Genomic DNA, 17996 nt, shown 5'->3' with positions numbered 1-17996 from the left:
TATGTGTTAGGTAATGAATTTTGGAGAGCAAGTTGAAGTGGTATTGGGGTGTAAAGCAACAGCAGATAAAGCAGAGAGACCTAGAAAAGATGAGGATTAATTGTGTTACGTCCCATTATTAATGTATGGAAGTGATTGTGAATGAATGTTTTAACCGATTTTTAGCTGAAACTGGACTTAATTAAAAATATTAAATATTAGTTACTGAGGGTGTCCCGAATTTTGTGTAAACGTCGGTTGATTACTGCTGAGGCATCCTCTCCTCAAATTGAATAGTAAACCTATTTAAAGCAGGTTTCCAATCACGTAGTGGCATCGTCCATTTCTTGCTGATGTTTTGCAGCGCCAAGTAGAACAATTTCATCACAGCTTCATCATTTGGAAATGAACCACGGCTCTTCGTCACTTTACGTAAACTCATATTCACCGATTCAATCGCATTGGTGGTGTAGATGATTTTGCGTATTTCTGGTGGGTAATCAAAGAACGGTATGATACGCGCCCAGTTGCTGCGCCAGGATTGTGCAATCGGTGGGTAGGCATCATCCCATCTTACTTCAAACTCAGACAGATATTGTTCTGCTTCATCAATCGTTGACGCGGTATAAACGCGCTTTAAATCAGCAGCCACAAGCTTACGCTTCTGCCAGCCCACGTAATTCAAGCTGTTACGCACCATATGCACAATACACAATTGAACCGTTGCCTTGGGATAGACAGTTTCGATCGCCTCAGGAAAGCCCTTTAGACCATCCACACAGGCAATGAAAATGTCCTGTACCCCTCGATTCTTGAGTTCAGTCACAACACTTAGCCAGAACTTGGCACCTTCGGTCTGGGCGATCCACAACCCCAATACTTCTTTCTCTCCCTGAATGTTGATGCCGATGGCAAGATAGACTGCCTTAGACCTGACCGCACCGGTATCTCGTACTTTGGCATGGATGCAATCCAGATACACCACTGGGTAAATAGCATCCAATGGGCGAGACTGCCATTGCTTCACATCTTCAACCACAGCATCAGTGACCGATGAAATGAGCGTAGGTGACACTTCAGTGCCATACATTTCAGCCAAGTGGCCTTGAATCTCACGCACCGTCATGCCACGCGAGTACAGGGAGATGATCTTGTCATCAAAGCCTGTCCAGCGTGTTTGATGTTTAGGAATCAGTTGCGGTTCAAAACTGGCATCACGATCACGGGGAATCTCAATAGGCAATTCACCGAATTCACCCTTGAGCGTCTTACGGCTTTTACCGTTACGGGCATTGCCAGTGCCATTCATTACTGCTTCGTGTTTGTCATGGCCAAGGTGTTCAGCCATCTCAGCTTGCAGCGCACGTTCAACCAGTGCTTTGGTGAGTTGCTTGAGAAGACCATTCTCACCAATCAGGTCTTCTGGTTTTTTATAGTTAGCTAATAAGCTATCAATTAGATCATTGGGTAATACTTTTGGTATCGTCATTTTTATTCCATTCCTGAAAATAGCAGTTTCCTGCAAAATGACGTTTACACAAAATTATTTACACCCCCTAGTTACTAGACTTTAAAGTTAGTAACTAACAAATTCGTATCACTTATACGAGTATTACCACTAATCTTATACGAATTATTCTGTTGCAGTCTCAACACGATTCCTACCGTGCTCTTTTGCGCGGTAAAGTGCTTGGTCCGCTCGACTTGTTAAGTCATCTAGATCTTCTAGATTGCTCCAGTTTTCATGTTTGTTTAACTCAGCTACACCTAAGCTTGCAGTGATTTTGATCATATTGCCATCGTAATGCAGTTCGAGGCTTTCAAGTGCTTGACGGATACGCTCTGCGATATTTGCTGCACTATTAACGTTTGTTTCAGTGAGTAATATAAAAAATTCTTCACCGCCCATCCGTCCGAGGAGGTCTTTTGGCCTTAGTGATTGACGTATAGGTTCTGCGATTGACTTTAATACGAAGTCACCAGCGCCATGGCCGTAGGTGTCGTTAACGCGCTTAAAATAGTCTAAATCGATTAAAATCATCGATGCTGTTTGGTTATCCTGTTTCAAGCGATTAAGCTCACGTTGAGCTTCAGTTCTAAAGTGTTGGCGATTCGCTATACCAGTTAGTTCATCAACTGAGGCAATATGTGCAAGTTGTATATTTGCTTCATGCAAAGCATTGTTGGCTTTTTCAAGCAATAAAGTGCGTTCGTGTACATGTGACTCTAGTGTGCTGTTATGCATTCTCAATGCATATTCTTTTTCTTCGAGCGCCCTGCGTTGGTTATTAATTTCGCGCATCAATATGGCTAGTCCAACTGAGACAACAGAAATCAGAGCCAAATATTCTTGCGTTAACCATACAGCTTCTTGTACAGATTTAGTCGAGTAAGGGTATATGCCTTGTGTGAGTTGATATACTGCTAAAGTGGCAACAATTGTTACGGCGAAAGTTGCACCTAATACACCGAATCTAATGGCAGCATAAACTCCTAGAGATAACAATAATAATGGGCTAACGAGAAACTGTAACTGCTCATGATTTCCAGAAAACGCATAAATACCAATCAAAACTAGTATGAGTGAAAATAGTGTAGCTTCAATGATTATTTTGTTAGGTATTTTAGGAATACCATACTCAAAAAAACGCCAAACGACGACTATCATAGGTGTTAATAGAATCAGCCCTAGTGCATCGCCAAACCACCAAATCAACCAAAACTTTGAGTAGTCTAGAGCTGAGTTTCCAAGCTTTAAGTTAATTGTTGCGCCGATTAAGCCTGCAATTGCACATGCAATTAAAGGCCCAAAGAGCAAAAAGTAGCCACCACGCCTCAATTTATCAAAATCAAACTGTTCTCCACTGATGCGGCGAATCAGTGTAGCAGCAAGTGTTACTTCAAGTATATTAATAAGTCCAAATGATACTGCAGACCATATGGGAAACGTGGAAATGTCAGCAATCACTTCAGCGACTAAGGTGCCTATTAAAATGAGTGGCCATTGGCGATAAGGAAGTATGAGAAGCGCTGCTAAAATAACAGCATTTGCAAGCCATACAATTGCAATGCCTTGCGCACTCACTGTTTGATATACGCCTAATAACGCAAGTGCGTAGTATGCGCAACTAATTAAAATTGCAATTTTTAACTGATCGAATGTGAAGCATTTACGCATGGTTTGATAAGGAAATGCTTCACTAACTTAATAAGGAATTTAATTGATACGATACGGCAAGCGGCTGAGTATAAAGTTCAAGTGGTTTCATGTTGAATTAGCTCGCTTTTTTATATTAATTATAAATCAAGCGTTTAGAATCAATACCTCACCATTGCCTTTGTAAGCAGCATCTCCCACAAAACGCTGCACGCGTTGTGAGCTGAGTTGGCTAAATGGGGTGTTGTATTTTTTAAATGATTTAAATAATAGGCTCAGATATGGCAATGTGTGTGTGCCACAATCTTGCACTGTTGCGTGTAAGTTAGGTACATTTTTTAGCAACAGCGTGCCGCGATGCATATTAAAAGCAGTATAGCTGCCAACGTTACCCAACACTCCAATAGTGCCTGCAATCATGCGGCTACCACAATAGTCTCCCACATTGCCTTCAATTAAAATTAAACCTCTACGCATTTGGTCACCCACGCGGTCTCCAGCGTTACCTTTAATGAGAACAGTACCGCCACGCATCCCTTTACGCAATCCTTCAGAGCCTGCGCCTAAAAAGTCACCTACGTTAGCGTCAATTTTTAATAGGCCACCAACCATATTGCATGCAGCATAGCTTTCTGCACTGCCAGTACAGTGAATTTCGCCACTTTTCATGGTGAAGCCTAAATAGGCACCAGCATTACCTTCAATCGTAATGTTGCCAGATGACATATGAGCACCAATATAATCCATCTTATTGGATGCATTCTTAAAGACGATATGCGTAACGTCACTACCTGTGATATCAAATAAATCAGTCACTTGGACTGAGTGATTGCCATAAGTTACTTTAGTATTAGCAATATCAGTCATCGATTTGCTTTCCAAACTATTTGGGGTTAAACCACTGCAGTTGACTGAAAATTTGAGTGCATTTTTTAATGTAAAGGTGAGCGCGTTCATGAGTTGCTGCCATTTAAAATATCATGTAATTTGAAAAGGTGAGGGCCAAGTTTGCCGCCATAGTTACCGGCTGAAATACGTTTAACGCCGCTGGCAGCACCTAGGTTGCAAATCGCCTCAATACCCACCTTCATTGAGAGTGCAATATCTTCAAAAGTTAAACCATCAATCACAATTTCCATCACGCTTTCAATTTCTGGTGAAAGCTCGGTATTGGTAGCGCCTTTTAGTGTAGGGCAGAATGCATCGTTGGTCGATGCAAACATGGTTTTATATTTGCTGCCGACTTTAGAGCCAGACCGCACCACGCCACCAGGGAACGGCATAATCACGTTAGGCACTTTTTTCATGGCTTCGATAGCTACTTCAGCTGCAGCAAGCGCTGCTGGTTGCGATGTGGCGAGAATCAAAAAGTTACCACCACCAATTGCGCGTACCATGCCGGTGGTTTCTTCTGTAATAAACTCACCATCCATCACTGGAATGCGCCAGTAGCGTTTTCCATCAATCAGTTTAGAGGTTTGAAAGCCATCACCAAAATAGCGTAGGTGTTTGCCTAGACTGATTTTATCTTCGCCATCAATACCTGAAAAAGCAGCAGCAGTCGGACAAGTCAAGATACATTGGCCCATCCGAGTTTCTAGTTGTTGCATGAGCACTTTACTACCCATTGCAAACATAAGAATACTTACACCTGGTCTGCCATCTGGCGTTTCTTCGGTCGTTAGCTCACGTTCAATACCAGCCTCAACACCACAGCCAATCACTGAGGTTGCAAAGCCTGTCATTGCATTGGCGGCATGATATGCCCATTTTAGGTTTTGCGCGGTAATAATTACGCGTGTGCCGCGCATGTTAAAAGCTTCGGCAAAAGTATCGTCAATTTGTATAGTATTTAGCAACATCATCATTTAAGCCGTAGGGTCAGCAGTTTTAATTTTATCAATCCATTCTTCAATTTGAATGGTACCTAGTTCTTTTACTTTCGTAACATCCGCTTCTGGCAGTACATCCTGAACTAAATCCAAGCGCTTCCATTCGGCAATCGGTGTTTCACAATGCTCACGTGGCACATAGCGTGAATCACGTACTTTAGTGCGTTGGTGAATGTAGCGCGGACAATTTTGCCATAACTCTGACAGGGTAACTCTAACAATAAAGTCCGCCTCTTTGTATTCACTCATGAGTGGGTCGGTACGAGATATCGTTGCGGTGCCTTGTACACGGATTCGATGAGGTGCTTCAAATGAGATAAACAACAAACCAACTTGAGGCTGTGTCGTGATATTGCCCATCGAGAAAAACATGCCGTTGCCATCGTAACTTGGGAAAGCCAATGTTTTACTATCAATCACTTTAACAAAGCCAGCATCACCACCTTTGTAAGATACAGTAGGGCGGCCTTGATGATCTACTGTCGATAAAAAGAACATATCCATGTGTTCGATAAAGCCTTGAGACTCTTCATCAAACTCAGTTTTACAAGCCAGTTCCTCAACGCGGTCTGCCATCTTTCGTGTAGCAAACTCATCTTGCAATTGACGGTGTTGTTCGCCATATAACCTACTCATATCGTTCCTTTTCAGTAAGGTAGCTTGTTAGTTTTTGTTAACAACTACACTGCCTCTGCCGTCGTCAAAAATCTCGGCATCGCTAATTTTGAAGTTATCTAGACCGATGGTTTGATAGCGGTCGAAATAGTCTTTTAGGTCTTTTTCTACACCAATGTCAAACGCAGGTTTTGCGGTATGCGTAGCGCCCCATACCACTTTAACAATGGTTCCATTCTTAACAACTAACTCACCATTTTTGAATACATAATCAGGCTTGGCAAACATCGCTTCACGATTCTCTTGGTCTGTGTAAACCGTAATATCTGCGTTTGCCCCCACACCTAAATGACCGCGGTCGTTTAGGCCAATCAGTTTACTTGCACCAGCACGCGTCATAATGGCGATTTCGTATAAGCTATATTCACGATTTAAGCTTGTGAGGTTGCTCATGGATTGTGCGTCTAGATTCAATTTGGCAAATGCTTCATTTCTGAAAGTTTTGTCCATCAGTAAACGAATCAAATGAGGGTAACTGGTAAACGGCGCACCGTTAGGATGGTCTGTGGTTAAGAAAATACGCCATGGATCTTCAACTGATAAGAAAATCTCCAAGCCGATTGCCCATTGCAATGCATTCACGTAGTTTTGGTCGCGATATTTAAATGGTAATACACCACAGCCAGCATCACATTCAATATCCATAATCACCGACTTTTTAGGATTTGCATGCTTAGCATTCAAGTGTTGCATCATTGAATCGCCAGAAGCAGTGACAGTTTGATTAAACAATATTTGACCAACGTCTGCCGTAATATTTTTGTTTTTATTGAGGGCCTCGGCAATTTGCGCGGCTGCTGAAGAGAATTTTTTATCGCCCTCAGTACCGTAGCTATGAAATTGAATGTGCGTTAAATGCATAGGCAAGCCATTGCTTGCGCCCATGGTGTTCAGCGTGGTTTCAAAATTACCAGCTGCGCCAAGGTTGTTACAATGCACATGTAAAGGTTTAGCAATGCCAAGCTCATGAACAGCACGGCTTAGGCTTTGTAAAACCTCACGCGGGCTCACTTGGTAATGCTGATGGTTTTCATCTAAGTTAAGCCTGCGCTGGTTAAATTTAAATGCGCTAATGCCACCCGGGTTCACCACTTTAATACCAATTGCTTGTGTGGCATGTAGAATCCAAGCAACATAATCGTTAATGGCTTTTTGGTCTTTTTTTGCCGCTAGCATGCGCAAAAAATAATCATCATTGCCCAGCATTGCGTAGCCACCCTTATCAATCATCGGGGTGTCGCCCATCTCCAAATGCGCCTGACGCGCATTTATGGGGGAGATTGCAGGCTCAAAAGCAGCGGTGTAGCCCATTTCGATATATCTAAATCCAGTATCTGTAGCCGTTGGTGTTGCGTGATGGCTACAATATGGCGTGCAGATATGCGCTTCTGGTTCGCTCAGGTTTTTAATTTCCTGCATTTGTTTTTGTTGATACTCTGGCAACATCATACGAGCAATGTTGACCTTGCCTCCACCGATGTGACTGTGCATGTCGATAGCGCCAGCCATGACCACTTTTCCAGTTAAGTCATAAGTTTGGGTGACTTTTGCTTGATCAAGCGGTTTCGGTACGATGCGGCCTTGGTAGATGTAAATATCTTCTACCACACCATCTTTGTTGTGCGCTGGGTCGTAGATTTTGCCATTCTTGAGTAAAGTGATCATGCTAATTCTGCCTCAATTCTATTTATTACCTCACTCAAGTTGGGTAATTCGTTATTGCGTAATTTTTTTAATGGTAACGTGATTGAGCTATCCATACGGAACATAGTGCCTGCATGGTCAACTCCTGGAATACCAACAGGGATAAACACATCAGGTGTGCTGTCGAGTTTTGTGTCGGGGTGTCCAATCACGATACTTGGTAATGTTGTTTGTGGTGGGCTGAGCGGATTAAATGTGCTAATCCATAATAGTGCATCACTATTTTGTAGTTGTTTCTGTGTTGAGAAGTGATAGTTATCATACTCAGGTTTGCCATTGACGAAGCGATTTCTAGTTGGATATCCACTTAACCATGCGCTCGTATTGTTCACTGATGAGTCGCCATCCCCAGAGTTGAGCGGCAGGCCAGCAGCGCGTGTTGTTTCGTTAAGCTGGTTAATCAGTTGTACGATGCTTTGGATCGTCAGTTCTGCATGGCTGAATTTAAAGCTGCTTGCCGACCATACAATCACCGCATATCGCGCAGTTTTCAGTTTTTCTACCAGCGCTTGAAGTGTCACCACAGATATGCTGCCAATGGTTTCAGTGTTAATTTTTTTATTGATTAACAAGGCGTTGAGTGCGTTAATGATCTCTGGCACTTTGCTTGGATCGTTGCCGATTATGCTTGCTGGTTTGCCATTAGGTGAAGTGCCTGATTTGGCATTTTCTTCAGATACCCCTAAGTAAATTACTTCGGAGCTTGGTTTATTGAAAAGGTTTGCCGAGTCCCATACGAGTTTCTCGAAAAAACGTGGATGGCTGCTACCAATATCTGTCCCGATGGCTAAAATCACATCAGCACGATTTTTAATTTCTGAGAGTGTGGTTGTTAACCAGCCACCGTTTTGCATGGTGAGTGTATTGCGTACGGTTGACTCGCTATGCATATGGTCTAGAGTTGCGTTGCTTTTTTCGGCTAGGCGCATGATGGCGCGCATACCTTGTACTTCAGTGCCGAGTCCAGCAAAGAGCGGTGCTTGGCTTTTTGCTAAGATTTCAGCTGCTGCTTTAATCGCAGTGTTTAAATCGGTTGGCTTGCCAGATAAGCTTGGCGTACAGGCACTTTCGTTGCTTGATTTAAAAGATTGCTCAAAAAATGCAATGCTTTTGGCGCAACCGTTTTTAATCGATACCGGTGTTATGTCGTTGAGTGATAAGTCATCACAAAGCATGCCGCATGCAGGACAAGTAACAGAGATCGGGAGGGGTGAATTTAAATTGTTTTTCATAATAACGCCAATTTTGACACATCAAGTGTGATTCTAAAACTCATTTAATTAACACCATAACATAAAATGTTGGTTTATTTTAAGTGCTAAAAATGGTATTTTAACGGTCTTTTCAATAAGTCTATTTAATGGAGTAATTATGGCAGTTCAACGTACGCTTTCTATCATCAAACCTGATGCAGTGGCAAAAAATGTAATCGGTAAGATCTACACACGCTTTGAAAACGCAGGTTTGAAAATTGTTGAAGCTAAAATGGCGCAATTAACACAAGCTGAAGCTGAAGGCTTCTACGCAGTTCACAAAGAGCGTCCATTCTTTACTGACTTGGTAAAATTCATGGTTTCTGGTCCAGTGATGATTCAAGCGTTAGAAGGTGAAAACGCAGTGCAAGTTAACCGTGACTTGATGGGCGCAACAAACCCTAAAGAAGCTGCTGCTGGTACTATCCGTGCTGATTTTGCTGAAAGTATCGACGCAAATGCAGTGCACGGTTCTGATTCTGCTGAAAATGCAGCAATCGAAATCGCTTACTTCTTCGGTAAGTAATTTAATTATTCGGGTTGCGTTACATTGGTTTGTCATGCAAACGCATGTACTGCAACCTAGAAAAATTAATTGAAAGTTAATATTAAGGTGTAATAATTTTGGTCAATTTGCTCAATTACAATCAAACACAGCTAGCTCAATGGTTTGCTGAAAGAGGTGAAAAACCTTTTCGTGCCAAGCAGTTAATGCGTTGGATGCACCACTTTGGCGTGCATGATTTTGAGCAGATGACTGATATTGCTAAAAGCCTGCGTGAAAAACTCGCTGTCGATGCAGAGATTACTTTGCCGACAGTGCAGTTGGCACAGGTATCCAATGATGGTACTCATAAATGGCTCATTGGTACAGATACTGCGAACAGTATTGAAACCGTTTTTATCCCTGAGGATGATCGCGGTACTTTATGTGTTTCTAGTCAAGTGGGCTGTGCGCTTGAATGCACATTTTGCTCTACTGGGCGTCAAGGTTTTAATCGCAACTTGAGTGTTGCAGAAATTATAGGTCAGCTTGCCATTGCAAATAGATCGTTGCGACAAGAAACAGGCTACGACATGTTGCCTGCCAATGATCGCATCATTAGTAATGTAGTCATGATGGGTATGGGTGAGCCTTTGGCTAACTACGATAACGTAGTGACTGCCATGCAAATCATGTTGGACGATAGTGCATATGGCCTAAGCCGTCGCCGTGTAACATTATCTACCAGTGGCTTAGTGCCAGCGATGGATCGTTTGAAAGAAGATTGTCCTGTTGCATTGGCGGTGTCTCTACATGCGCCGAACGATGCCTTGCGTGATGTGATTGTACCAATTAATAAGAAATACCCACTTAAAGACCTAATGGCTGCGTGTAATCGTTATTTGGAAAAAGCCCCGCGTGATTTTGTGACGTTTGAATATGTGATGCTAGATGGCGTGAATGATACGGTTGAGCATGCGCATCAGCTCTTAGCTTTGGTGAAAAACGTTTCTTGTAAATTTAATTTAATTCCATTCAATCCATTCCCTAATAGCGGTTATGATACGTCTAAACCGAGTCATGTTCGTGTTTTCCGTGATATTTTGATGCAGGCAGGGTATGTTGTGACTGTACGTAAAACACGCGGTGATGACATTGATGCTGCTTGTGGTCAATTAGCAGGCAAAGTATTGGATAAAACCAAACGAACGGCTAGGCACATTCCAATAGAATCCGTTGGCTAAAGAGGTAAATGCTAAATGAATTTGATACAGTTTTTAACTCGACAATTTTCTCTCGCCAAATTTGCTGGCCGCCAGTTGACTTTAGTCGCGATGTGTTCTGGTTTTTTAGTTGCTTGTGCAACTCAGCAACAGCAAGCATACGATACTGAAAATGCGCGAGCACGGGCACGCGCACACAACGATTTAGGTTCTGTTTATTTTCAACAAAGAAACTTCGAGGTTGCATTAGAAGAGTTTACTGTCGCCACTAAAATTGATCCAAGCTTTGGATTGGCATACAACGGCCTAGGTTTAGTGCATTCTGCAATTGGTCAAGATGCTTTGGCTGAGAAGAATTTTAAGCAGGCTATACAAATTGAGCCTAATAATTCAGAGTCGCATAATAACTATGGTAGTTTCTTGTGCTCACGTGGTCGAGTCGATGAGTCGATTAAAGAGTTTTTGGCTGCAGTAAAAAATCCATTATATGCAACACCAGCAATGGCATATACCAATGCTGGTATTTGCTCATTACGCAAACAAGATACACGTAATGCAGAAATCTATTTTCAGCGAGCTTTGCAAACTGAGCCTTTGTTTCATTCAGCAGCTTATCAGCTTGCACTTATTCAATTTAACCGGAATGATGTAGCTGGTGCAAAAGCTACTTTGCAGAATGCAATGCTCAGTCGGCCTGGTCCTGAGCTACTTTGGTTGTCAGTCAGAATCGCAAGGTTGCTTGGTCACCGAGATGACGAGTCAAGTTATGCGCTTCAGTTGAGGCGCCAATACCCAGATTCAGAGCAGGCTAAGTTGTTACAGAGTGGAAATTAATAATGACAGATACACAACAGGTTGAAGAGGGAAGCGCTGACACTTTAGTGGGGGCGTCATTAGGTGCTATTTTACAGGCAGCTAGAAATGAAAGAAAAATGTCACAACAAGACGTGTCGGACAGTTTGCGCTACAGCGTTAAACAAGTTGATGCACTTGAGCGAGATGCATTTGATTTGTTGCCTGATGCGATGATTACCCGCGGTTTTATCCGTAATTATGCGCGACTCTTGGAAATTGATGCTGCACCACTATTAGATGCTTATCGTCAATTGTCACCAACACAATCACCCAGTCAGTTAGCAGTTAATGCATCGATGCAGCCAGTCCAGTTAACTAAAGATAGCCAACCTTGGCTTATTTATATTTTAGGCAGCATTCTGGTCTTATTCTTTTTACTTGCTTGGTTTGTGTATCTTGAGTATTTGCCAGAGCAGTTCAAACTGCAAGGTGATGATGCTCAGCAAGCAAACACGTCAGCAGTAGAGTCGCCAGAAGTAAATCAGCATGCTTTAGAAATGCCTTTACCTGAAGTTGCTTTGCCGGCTGCTGAGCGTCAATTTGAAGAAACGCCTCTTCCTACAGTGGATGCAGTATCGCCTGGTCAGGTCGCTGTTAATCAGCCTGCGCAGATGGTTACGCAAGCGAATGTCAGTGCAACAGCTCAGCAAGCTGCCCCAGCAGCGCTAACGCCGCAGGTCGCGCCAGCTAAGTCTGAAGTGGCCATTAAAGCAGAATCTCAAACTAAACCTGAGCCTCAAATTAAGCCAGAGACTGTAGCCCCAGCTTTGGAGGCGAAAAAAGTGAGTATGACCGTGACAGCAGAAACTTGGGTGCGAGTTAGTGATAAGGCTGGTCAGGTGTTATATGAAAGCACATTGAACGCAGGGGATACACAACAGCTTAGTTTTCAACCGCCATTTAATGTGATTATTGGTAATGCCAAAGCTGCGACGGTTAATGTTTCTGGACAAGCTGTGGATTTGGTTGGTTATACTCGAAACAATGTTGCACGTATTAGTTTGGAGTAGTCATTGAGTTTGTTTATGCAAAATAAAGCCCGTAACACTTTGCAAGTGATGGTTGGTCATGTACCTGTAGGTGGTGGCTTATTAAATACATTACCATCACCTGTGGTTGTGCAGAGTATGACCAATACAGATACCGCCGATGCTGATGCCACCATTAAACAGGTATATGAATTATGGCAGGCAGGCTCAGAAGTTGTTCGTATTACGGTTAACTCGCCTGAAGCTGCTGCACAAGTAGGTAATATTCGACGTGGCTTAGATAAGTTAGGTTGTAATGTCCCGCTAGTCGGTGATTTTCATTACAACGGACACAAGTTGCTGGCTCAATATCCTGATTGTGCTGAGTCTTTAGCAAAATACCGCATTAATCCAGGTAATGTAGGTAAGGGTTCAAAGCGGGATGAGCAGTTCGCTGCGATGATAGAAGCCGCAATACAATATAAGAAGGCTGTTCGTATCGGTGTAAACTGGGGAAGCCTTGATCAAGCCAAAATGGCACAGATGATGGATGATAATGCCAAGCTGGCAGAGCCGCTTACTGCAGATGCCTTGATGCGTGAAGCTTTAATTCAGTCAGCACTAGAAAGTGCTGAACAAGCAGTAGCATTAGGCTTGTCTCCTAATCAAATCATCATTTCATGCAAAGTCAGCGATGTACAGGATTTAGTGAAAGTGTACACAGAGCTGGCCGGACGTAGCGATTATCCCTTGCATCTGGGGCTAACTGAAGCTGGGATGGGGTCTAAAGGTATCGTTGCTTCAACTGCTGCTTTAGCTTTGTTATTACAACAAGGTATAGGCAATACGATAAGAGTTTCTCTCACGCCAGAACCTAATGAGTCTCGCACTAAAGAGGTGGTCGTGGCGCAGGAGATTTTGCAAACCATGGGTATTCGTTCATTTACTCCATTGGTAACGGCTTGCCCAGGCTGCGGCCGCACTACCTCAACTTATTTCCAAGAACTTGCCATGCAAATTCAAACTTACTTACGTAATCAAATGCCGATATGGCGCGATGCGTATGCTGGAGTTGAGAACATGAGCGTCGCTGTAATGGGCTGCGTGGTTAACGGACCTGGCGAATCTAAATTAGCTAATGTTGGCATTAGCTTACCTGGTACCGGTGAAGTGCCAGTCGCACCTGTATTTGTTGACGGTGAAAAAACTGTGACACTGAAAGGTGATCATATTGCAGAAGAGTTTCAAGCAATTGTTGAAGCTTACGTGCAAAAAAACTATGCTGAAGGTGGCAAGCTTCGCTTAGCAACTGTGCAAAAAACCATTCCAATACAATCGGTTAATTAATAATAGGCAATAACAAAAAGTTCATGAGTAACAAATTTCAAAGCATTAAAGGTTTTTACGACATTCTGCCTGAGGCGACGCCTTTATGGTTCAAACTTGAAGATACTGCGCGTCGCGTATTGGCGCAGTATGGCTATAAAAATATCCGCATGCCTTTAGTCGAGCCTACAGAGTTATTTGTACGCAGTGTTGGTGAGCATACTGACATTGTCGAAAAAGAAATGTACGCATGGGAAGACGCACTTAACGGCGACAAGCTTACGTTACGACCAGAAGGAACTGCCGGCTGTGTGCGTGCTGTTGTTGAGCATAACCTGACGTATAACGGCCCTCAGCGTTTATGGTACACAGGTGCGATGTTCCGTCACGAAAATGTGCAAAAAGGCCGTCAGCGCCAATTTCACCAAATTGGTGTTGAAGCTTTTGGGTTTGATACGCCAGAAGTAGATGCTGAACAAATCGTGTTGTTGGCTAGATTATGGCGAGAGCTTGGGATTCAGGATGTAGAGCTCCAAATTAACAGTATTGGTGACGCACACGAGCGTGCTGAATATCGTAATGTACTCATTGCTTATTTTGAACAGCATGCTGATTTGCTAGATGAAGATGCTAAACGTCGTTTGCATTCAAATCCGCTACGTATTCTGGATACAAAAAACCCACGTATGCAAGCGATGTGCGAAAGTGCACCAAAGTTAATTGATTGTTTAGGTGTTGAAACTCGCGCACATTTTGAGGGTCTGTGTAAAAGACTTAATGATGCTGGGGTGACTTATACGATTAATCCGAGGTTAGTGCGTGGGTTAGATTACTATAACCGCACAGTGTTTGAGTGGGTGACAACAAAACTGGGTGCACAAGGAACGATTGCCGGCGGTGGTCGCTATGACACGTTAGTGGAGCGTTTGGGTGGCGATGTAACACCGGCATGTGGTTTTGGTATTGGCTTAGAGCGTGTATTTTTATTGATGCAGGAGTATGGTGTTCAGGCTGATGACGCACCTGATGTGTATCTTGTGAACGTAGGTGAGCAAGCCGAAAGTGCTGCATTTAGTATTGCTGAGCAATTGCGCAATGCCAATATTCAAGTGGTATTACATGCTGGTGGTGGTAGTTTTAAGTCACAAATGAAAAAAGCGGATAGAAGCCATGCTAAATATGCGTTGATATTGGGTGACGATGAAGTGGCCAATCAACAGGTAACGTTAAAACCAATGTTAGCTACCGTGAAAGGTGAGCAACAGAGGCTGAGTGTTGAGGCTGCGATAACGTATTTAACTACTCACTTAAGCTAAATATTTAACTAATTAATTTAAAAGGTAATCCCAATGAATGAACAAAATAATTTGTTTAAATCCATGGCGGCATTGGGTATCTTTTTGGCAATTGGTATGTCTGCCGCCGCATTCATCTTAGGCGTACAAGGTAAGCGTGCGATGACAGGACAGCAGTCCATCACAGTAAAAGGCCTAGCTGAAAAGCCAATTAAAGCAGATAGTGCCGAATGGGAGTTAAGTATAGGCGTGACGCAACCTACGCAAGCTGCAGCCCTGGATAGTTTAGCCATAGAGCGAGAAGCGGTGGAAGCTTTCTTGCTTGCGCAGGGCCTAGATGCTAAGACTTGGAGCGCTGATATTGCGACATTGAACCCACATTATGACGAAGTCTTTATCAAAGAGGTTCCAAGACAAGTACAAAACGGTTTCGATGCCTATCAAACTATTCGAGTGGTGACTAAAGATTTAAACAAAATCACCAATGCCAATAAAGCCTTATTGCAGCTAAGAGCAGAAAACCACCCAGTAACAGCTAGAGCCCCATCATATTTGGTCAGTGATTTAGAGAATATCAAAATGTCATTGATTGCAGCTGCCACTAAAAATGCACGTAGTCGGGCAACTGAATTTGTAAAACAAGATGGCGTAAAAGTCGGTGTGATGAAGTCCGCTTCCCAAGGTGCATTTTACATTTTGCCCGTTGGTGGTGACGCTGGCGATGACAGTTACGGTGGAGTTTACGATAAATCCACCATTGATAAAACTGCTCGCGTAGTAGTGACTATTGTCTATAGTATTGAATAAGCTATGACAGACTCAATCAATACAGTTCAGCCCTTACTGCAACTTCAAGATGTCAGTATCTCCCCTAAAACATCTCCATCGCGCTTATTGGTCAATAATGTCAGTTTTACGCTTGAAGCAGGTAAGACTACTTGTGTGGTTGGTGAGTCTGGGAGTGGTAAAAGTCTTACTGCACTCTCGATAATGGGGTTGTTGTCTCAGCAGTTACAGCTTACTAGTGGCAAAGTATTATTTAACGATAAAGAGTCAGGTGTACAAGATATTGCGTTGCTAAGTGATAAAGCGCTACAAAAAATTCGTGGTGCTAAGATAGCCATGATATTTCAGGAGCCTATGACGTCTCTTAATCCTGTGCTGACCGTAGGTTACCAAATTGGTGAAAGTTTAACCATGCACTTGGGGTTGAAAGGCGAAGTACTAAAAGCCAAGATTGCAACGTTGCTGGAAATGGTGGGGATTCCGTCTAACCGAGCAGGAAGCTACCCTGATGAACTGTCTGGCGGGCAGCGCCAACGCGTGATGATTGCCATGAGTATTGCCTGCGAGCCACGCTTACTGATTGCAGATGAGCCTACTACTGCACTGGATGTAACGGTTCAGGCGCAAATACTGAAACTGCTAGATGAACTGAAAACACGGATGAATATGGGAATGCTATTTATCACGCATGATTTTGGCGTAGTGGCCGATATTGCTGATAACGTTGTCGTGATGTTTAGAGGTGAAATCGTCGAGGCTGGCAGTAAAGAGCAGGTGTTGAGTAATCCTCAACATCCCTATACTAAAGCCTTGCTTGCCTGTGTGCCTGATGCAGAAGGAAAAAAAGACTTAAAGCCAATTGATTACGCTTGGTTATCAGATAATAAAACACTGTCGGCTGGTACTTAAGATGAACGAATACATTCTAGAAGCCAATCACTTAACCAAAACTTACACACAGCGTAGTGGTCGTTTTGGTTTTGCTAAAAGTCAGGTAAAGGCTTTAAATGATGTGAGTATTAAGTTACGTACTGGTAAAACATTGGCAGTTGTTGGTGAATCTGGAAGCGGCAAATCCACCTTGGCGAGATGTCTGTTACAATTGCAATCCATTGATAGTGGCGAAGTGATTTTTTCCGGGAAAGATCTTGGTAAGCTAAATGCGGAATCACTTCGATCCGTCCGTAAAGATCTGCAAATGGTATTTCAGGATCCTTTCGCTTCACTTAACCCACGTATGCGAGTGGGCGATTTGGTGGGAGAGGGTTTGCTGATACATGGATTGGGAAGCGCGGCTGAACGGCAAACAAAAGTGATTGCCATGTTGAATCGCGTTGGTTTAACTGAAGCGGATATGCAAAAATATCCGCATGAGTTTTCTGGTGGTCAAAGGCAGCGCATTGGTATTGCGAGAGCATTGGTGCTAGAACCAAAGGTCGTGGTGTGTGATGAGCCTGTATCTGCATTGGATGTGTCGATACAAGCGCAAATATTGTTATTACTTAAAGAGTTGCAGCAAGAAATGGCGTTAAGTTATATTTTCATTAGCCATGATTTGCGTGTTGTGCGTCATATTGCGGATGACATTGTTGTGATGCATCAGGGATGTGTAGTCGAGCAAGGTGAAGTCGCCGACATTTACGAACGGCCACGGCATGTATATACACAGAATTTGTTAGCAGCTATTCCCGGTAAAAAAATAGTGAATGGTTGATTGAAAAAATAGGTTTTTGAATTAAATACTAAGTTTGAATTAAATAAATTAGGACTAAGCATGGCATACGATTTAGAAGAGCAAGAACAGTTAGATGAACTAAAAGCATGGTGGAAAACTTACGGAAAAATGGTAAGTAATTTAGTGATCGGTTTGTTAGTGGCTTACGCAGCTTACCAAGGTTGGACATATTACCAAACCAAACTAGCTGTTGATGCGTCTACCGAATATCAGGCATTACAGGTTGTGGATGCCAAAGATTTAAAAGCCATACAAGCAAAATCTGCCGTATTGATGGAGAAGTATAGTGCTACACCATATGCGGGACGAGCAGCAATATTTGCAGCTAAAGCAAATTACGAAGCAAAAGATATTAAAAGTGCCAAAGCACAGTTGGAGTGGGCAATTAGCAATGCTAAAGAAAGCGCTGTGAGTGCGATAGCAAGTTTACAGCTGGCGAATATTTTGTCAGAAGAAAATAATTTCGATGCTGCTTTGAAAATACTCGAGGCGAAGCATGATGCTGGTTTTGATGGTTTATTTTCCGACCTAAAAGGTGATGTGTTGCTCAGTATGGGTAAAACAGCAGAAGCTAAAGCTGCTTATGAGCATGCGCTTACTAAACTTGATGCACAAGGTAGATATCGTCATTTGACGCAACAAAAACTTGATTCGCTAGGCTAGT

At 42.9% G+C, this 17996-nt stretch carries 17 protein-coding genes; 10 read left to right on the top strand and 7 right to left on the bottom strand.

Annotated features, from left to right (window positions below):
- Nucleotides 1–241: 241 nt before the first annotated feature.
- The 7 genes from A391_RS0109565 to A391_RS0109535 all read right to left on the bottom strand — a co-directional run bounded on the left by A391_RS0109565 (nucleotide 242) and on the right by A391_RS0109535 (nucleotide 8639).
- Entirely contained in the window at nucleotides 242–1468 is a 1227-nt protein-coding gene (locus tag A391_RS0109565) for an IS256 family transposase (RefSeq protein WP_019897592.1), read from the bottom strand.
- A 144-nt stretch (nucleotides 1469–1612) separates the two neighbouring features.
- The gene (locus A391_RS0109560) at nucleotides 1613–3157 is read right to left on the bottom strand and encodes a sensor domain-containing diguanylate cyclase (protein ID WP_019899008.1); all 1545 of its coding nucleotides are present in this window, start codon (nucleotides 3155–3157) and stop codon (nucleotides 1613–1615) included.
- A gap of 126 nt (nucleotides 3158–3283) precedes the next feature.
- A complete protein-coding gene (locus tag A391_RS0109555; protein WP_019899007.1) occupies nucleotides 3284–4093 on the bottom strand; it encodes a formylmethanofuran dehydrogenase subunit C in 810 nt (269 codons plus the stop codon).
- Nucleotides 4090–4998, bottom strand: coding sequence for a formylmethanofuran--tetrahydromethanopterin N-formyltransferase (gene fhcD, locus A391_RS0109550; protein WP_029144107.1), 909 nt, complete (start codon nucleotides 4996–4998; stop codon nucleotides 4090–4092). Before fhcD ends, A391_RS0109555 begins: the two co-directional genes overlap by 4 nt.
- Before the next feature lie 6 nt (nucleotides 4999–5004).
- A complete protein-coding gene (locus A391_RS0109545; RefSeq protein WP_019899005.1) occupies nucleotides 5005–5664 on the bottom strand; it encodes a pyridoxamine 5'-phosphate oxidase family protein in 660 nt (219 codons plus the stop codon).
- 27 nt (nucleotides 5665–5691) lie between these two features.
- Entirely contained in the window at nucleotides 5692–7368 is a 1677-nt protein-coding gene (locus A391_RS0109540) for a formylmethanofuran dehydrogenase subunit A (RefSeq protein WP_019899004.1), read from the bottom strand.
- Nucleotides 7365–8639, bottom strand: a complete 1275-nt coding sequence (locus tag A391_RS0109535; protein WP_019899003.1) for a formylmethanofuran dehydrogenase — start codon at nucleotides 8637–8639, stop codon at nucleotides 7365–7367. Before A391_RS0109535 ends, A391_RS0109540 begins: the two co-directional genes overlap by 4 nt.
- Nucleotides 8640–8778: 139 nt before the next feature.
- On the opposite strand from A391_RS0109535, the gene ndk reads away from it, so the two are divergent.
- From ndk to A391_RS0109485, 10 genes are all read left to right on the top strand, one after another.
- Complete coding sequence (ndk, locus tag A391_RS0109530; RefSeq protein WP_019899001.1) at nucleotides 8779–9186, top strand: nucleoside-diphosphate kinase; 408 nt, start codon at nucleotides 8779–8781, stop codon at nucleotides 9184–9186.
- A 98-nt stretch (nucleotides 9187–9284) separates the two neighbouring features.
- Entirely contained in the window at nucleotides 9285–10388 is a 1104-nt protein-coding gene (rlmN, locus tag A391_RS0109525; RefSeq protein WP_019898999.1) for a 23S rRNA (adenine(2503)-C(2))-methyltransferase RlmN, read from the top strand.
- A 15-nt stretch (nucleotides 10389–10403) separates the two neighbouring features.
- Complete coding sequence (gene pilW, locus A391_RS0109520; RefSeq protein ID WP_019898998.1) at nucleotides 10404–11201, top strand: type IV pilus biogenesis/stability protein PilW; 798 nt, start codon at nucleotides 10404–10406, stop codon at nucleotides 11199–11201.
- Between the two features lie 2 nt (nucleotides 11202–11203).
- Entirely contained in the window at nucleotides 11204–12232 is a 1029-nt protein-coding gene (locus A391_RS0109515; protein ID WP_019898997.1) for a RodZ domain-containing protein, read from the top strand.
- A 15-nt stretch (nucleotides 12233–12247) separates the two neighbouring features.
- On the top strand, nucleotides 12248–13537 hold the full coding sequence (gene ispG, locus A391_RS0109510) for a flavodoxin-dependent (E)-4-hydroxy-3-methylbut-2-enyl-diphosphate synthase (protein ID WP_019898996.1): 1290 nt from the start codon (nucleotides 12248–12250) through the stop codon (nucleotides 13535–13537).
- 23 nt (nucleotides 13538–13560) lie between these two features.
- Complete coding sequence (gene hisS / locus A391_RS0109505; protein WP_019898994.1) at nucleotides 13561–14832, top strand: histidine--tRNA ligase; 1272 nt, start codon at nucleotides 13561–13563, stop codon at nucleotides 14830–14832.
- A gap of 33 nt (nucleotides 14833–14865) precedes the next feature.
- A complete protein-coding gene (locus A391_RS0109500) occupies nucleotides 14866–15618 on the top strand; it encodes an SIMPL domain-containing protein (RefSeq protein ID WP_019898993.1) in 753 nt (250 codons plus the stop codon).
- Nucleotides 15619–15621: 3 nt separating this feature from the next.
- The gene (locus A391_RS13905; protein WP_019898992.1) at nucleotides 15622–16506 is read left to right on the top strand and encodes an ATP-binding cassette domain-containing protein; all 885 of its coding nucleotides are present in this window, start codon (nucleotides 15622–15624) and stop codon (nucleotides 16504–16506) included.
- A gap of 1 nt (nucleotide 16507) precedes the next feature.
- Nucleotides 16508–17311: an ATP-binding cassette domain-containing protein gene (locus A391_RS13900; RefSeq protein WP_019898990.1), complete on the top strand. Its 804-nt coding sequence runs from the start codon at nucleotides 16508–16510 to the stop codon at nucleotides 17309–17311.
- A 60-nt stretch (nucleotides 17312–17371) separates the two neighbouring features.
- Nucleotides 17372–17995: a tetratricopeptide repeat protein gene (locus A391_RS0109485; protein ID WP_019898989.1), complete on the top strand. Its 624-nt coding sequence runs from the start codon at nucleotides 17372–17374 to the stop codon at nucleotides 17993–17995.
- Nucleotide 17996 lies beyond the last annotated feature (1 nt).

It is taken from the genome of Methylotenera mobilis 13, from assembly GCF_000384255.1.
In the GTDB taxonomy this organism is placed as follows: domain Bacteria; phylum Pseudomonadota; class Gammaproteobacteria; order Burkholderiales; family Methylophilaceae; genus Methylotenera; species Methylotenera mobilis_B.
Note: the sequence above shows the minus strand (reverse complement) of the source record. Positions and strands in the feature narration are given on the sequence as shown.

Coding starts and splice junctions, on each gene's coding strand:
- A391_RS0109565 (WP_019897592.1), bottom strand. CDS start 1,468: ATGACGATACCAAAAGTATTACCCAATGATCTAATTGATAGCTTATTA.
- A391_RS0109560 (WP_019899008.1), bottom strand. CDS start 3,157: ATGCGTAAATGCTTCACATTCGATCAGTTAAAAATTGCAATTTTAATT.
- A391_RS0109555 (WP_019899007.1), bottom strand. CDS start 4,093: ATGAACGCGCTCACCTTTACATTAAAAAATGCACTCAAATTTTCAGTC.
- fhcD (WP_029144107.1), bottom strand. CDS start 4,998: ATGTTGCTAAATACTATACAAATTGACGATACTTTTGCCGAAGCTTTT.
- A391_RS0109545 (WP_019899005.1), bottom strand. CDS start 5,664: ATGAGTAGGTTATATGGCGAACAACACCGTCAATTGCAAGATGAGTTT.
- A391_RS0109540 (WP_019899004.1), bottom strand. CDS start 7,368: ATGATCACTTTACTCAAGAATGGCAAAATCTACGACCCAGCGCACAAC.
- A391_RS0109535 (WP_019899003.1), bottom strand. CDS start 8,639: ATGAAAAACAATTTAAATTCACCCCTCCCGATCTCTGTTACTTGTCCT.
- ndk (WP_019899001.1), top strand. CDS start 8,779: ATGGCAGTTCAACGTACGCTTTCTATCATCAAACCTGATGCAGTGGCA.
- pilW (WP_019898998.1), top strand. CDS start 10,404: ATGAATTTGATACAGTTTTTAACTCGACAATTTTCTCTCGCCAAATTT.
- A391_RS0109515 (WP_019898997.1), top strand. CDS start 11,204: ATGACAGATACACAACAGGTTGAAGAGGGAAGCGCTGACACTTTAGTG.
- ispG (WP_019898996.1), top strand. CDS start 12,248: ATGCAAAATAAAGCCCGTAACACTTTGCAAGTGATGGTTGGTCATGTA.
- hisS (WP_019898994.1), top strand. CDS start 13,561: ATGAGTAACAAATTTCAAAGCATTAAAGGTTTTTACGACATTCTGCCT.
- A391_RS0109500 (WP_019898993.1), top strand. CDS start 14,866: ATGAATGAACAAAATAATTTGTTTAAATCCATGGCGGCATTGGGTATC.
- A391_RS13905 (WP_019898992.1), top strand. CDS start 15,622: ATGACAGACTCAATCAATACAGTTCAGCCCTTACTGCAACTTCAAGAT.
- A391_RS13900 (WP_019898990.1), top strand. CDS start 16,508: ATGAACGAATACATTCTAGAAGCCAATCACTTAACCAAAACTTACACA.
- A391_RS0109485 (WP_019898989.1), top strand. CDS start 17,372: ATGGCATACGATTTAGAAGAGCAAGAACAGTTAGATGAACTAAAAGCA.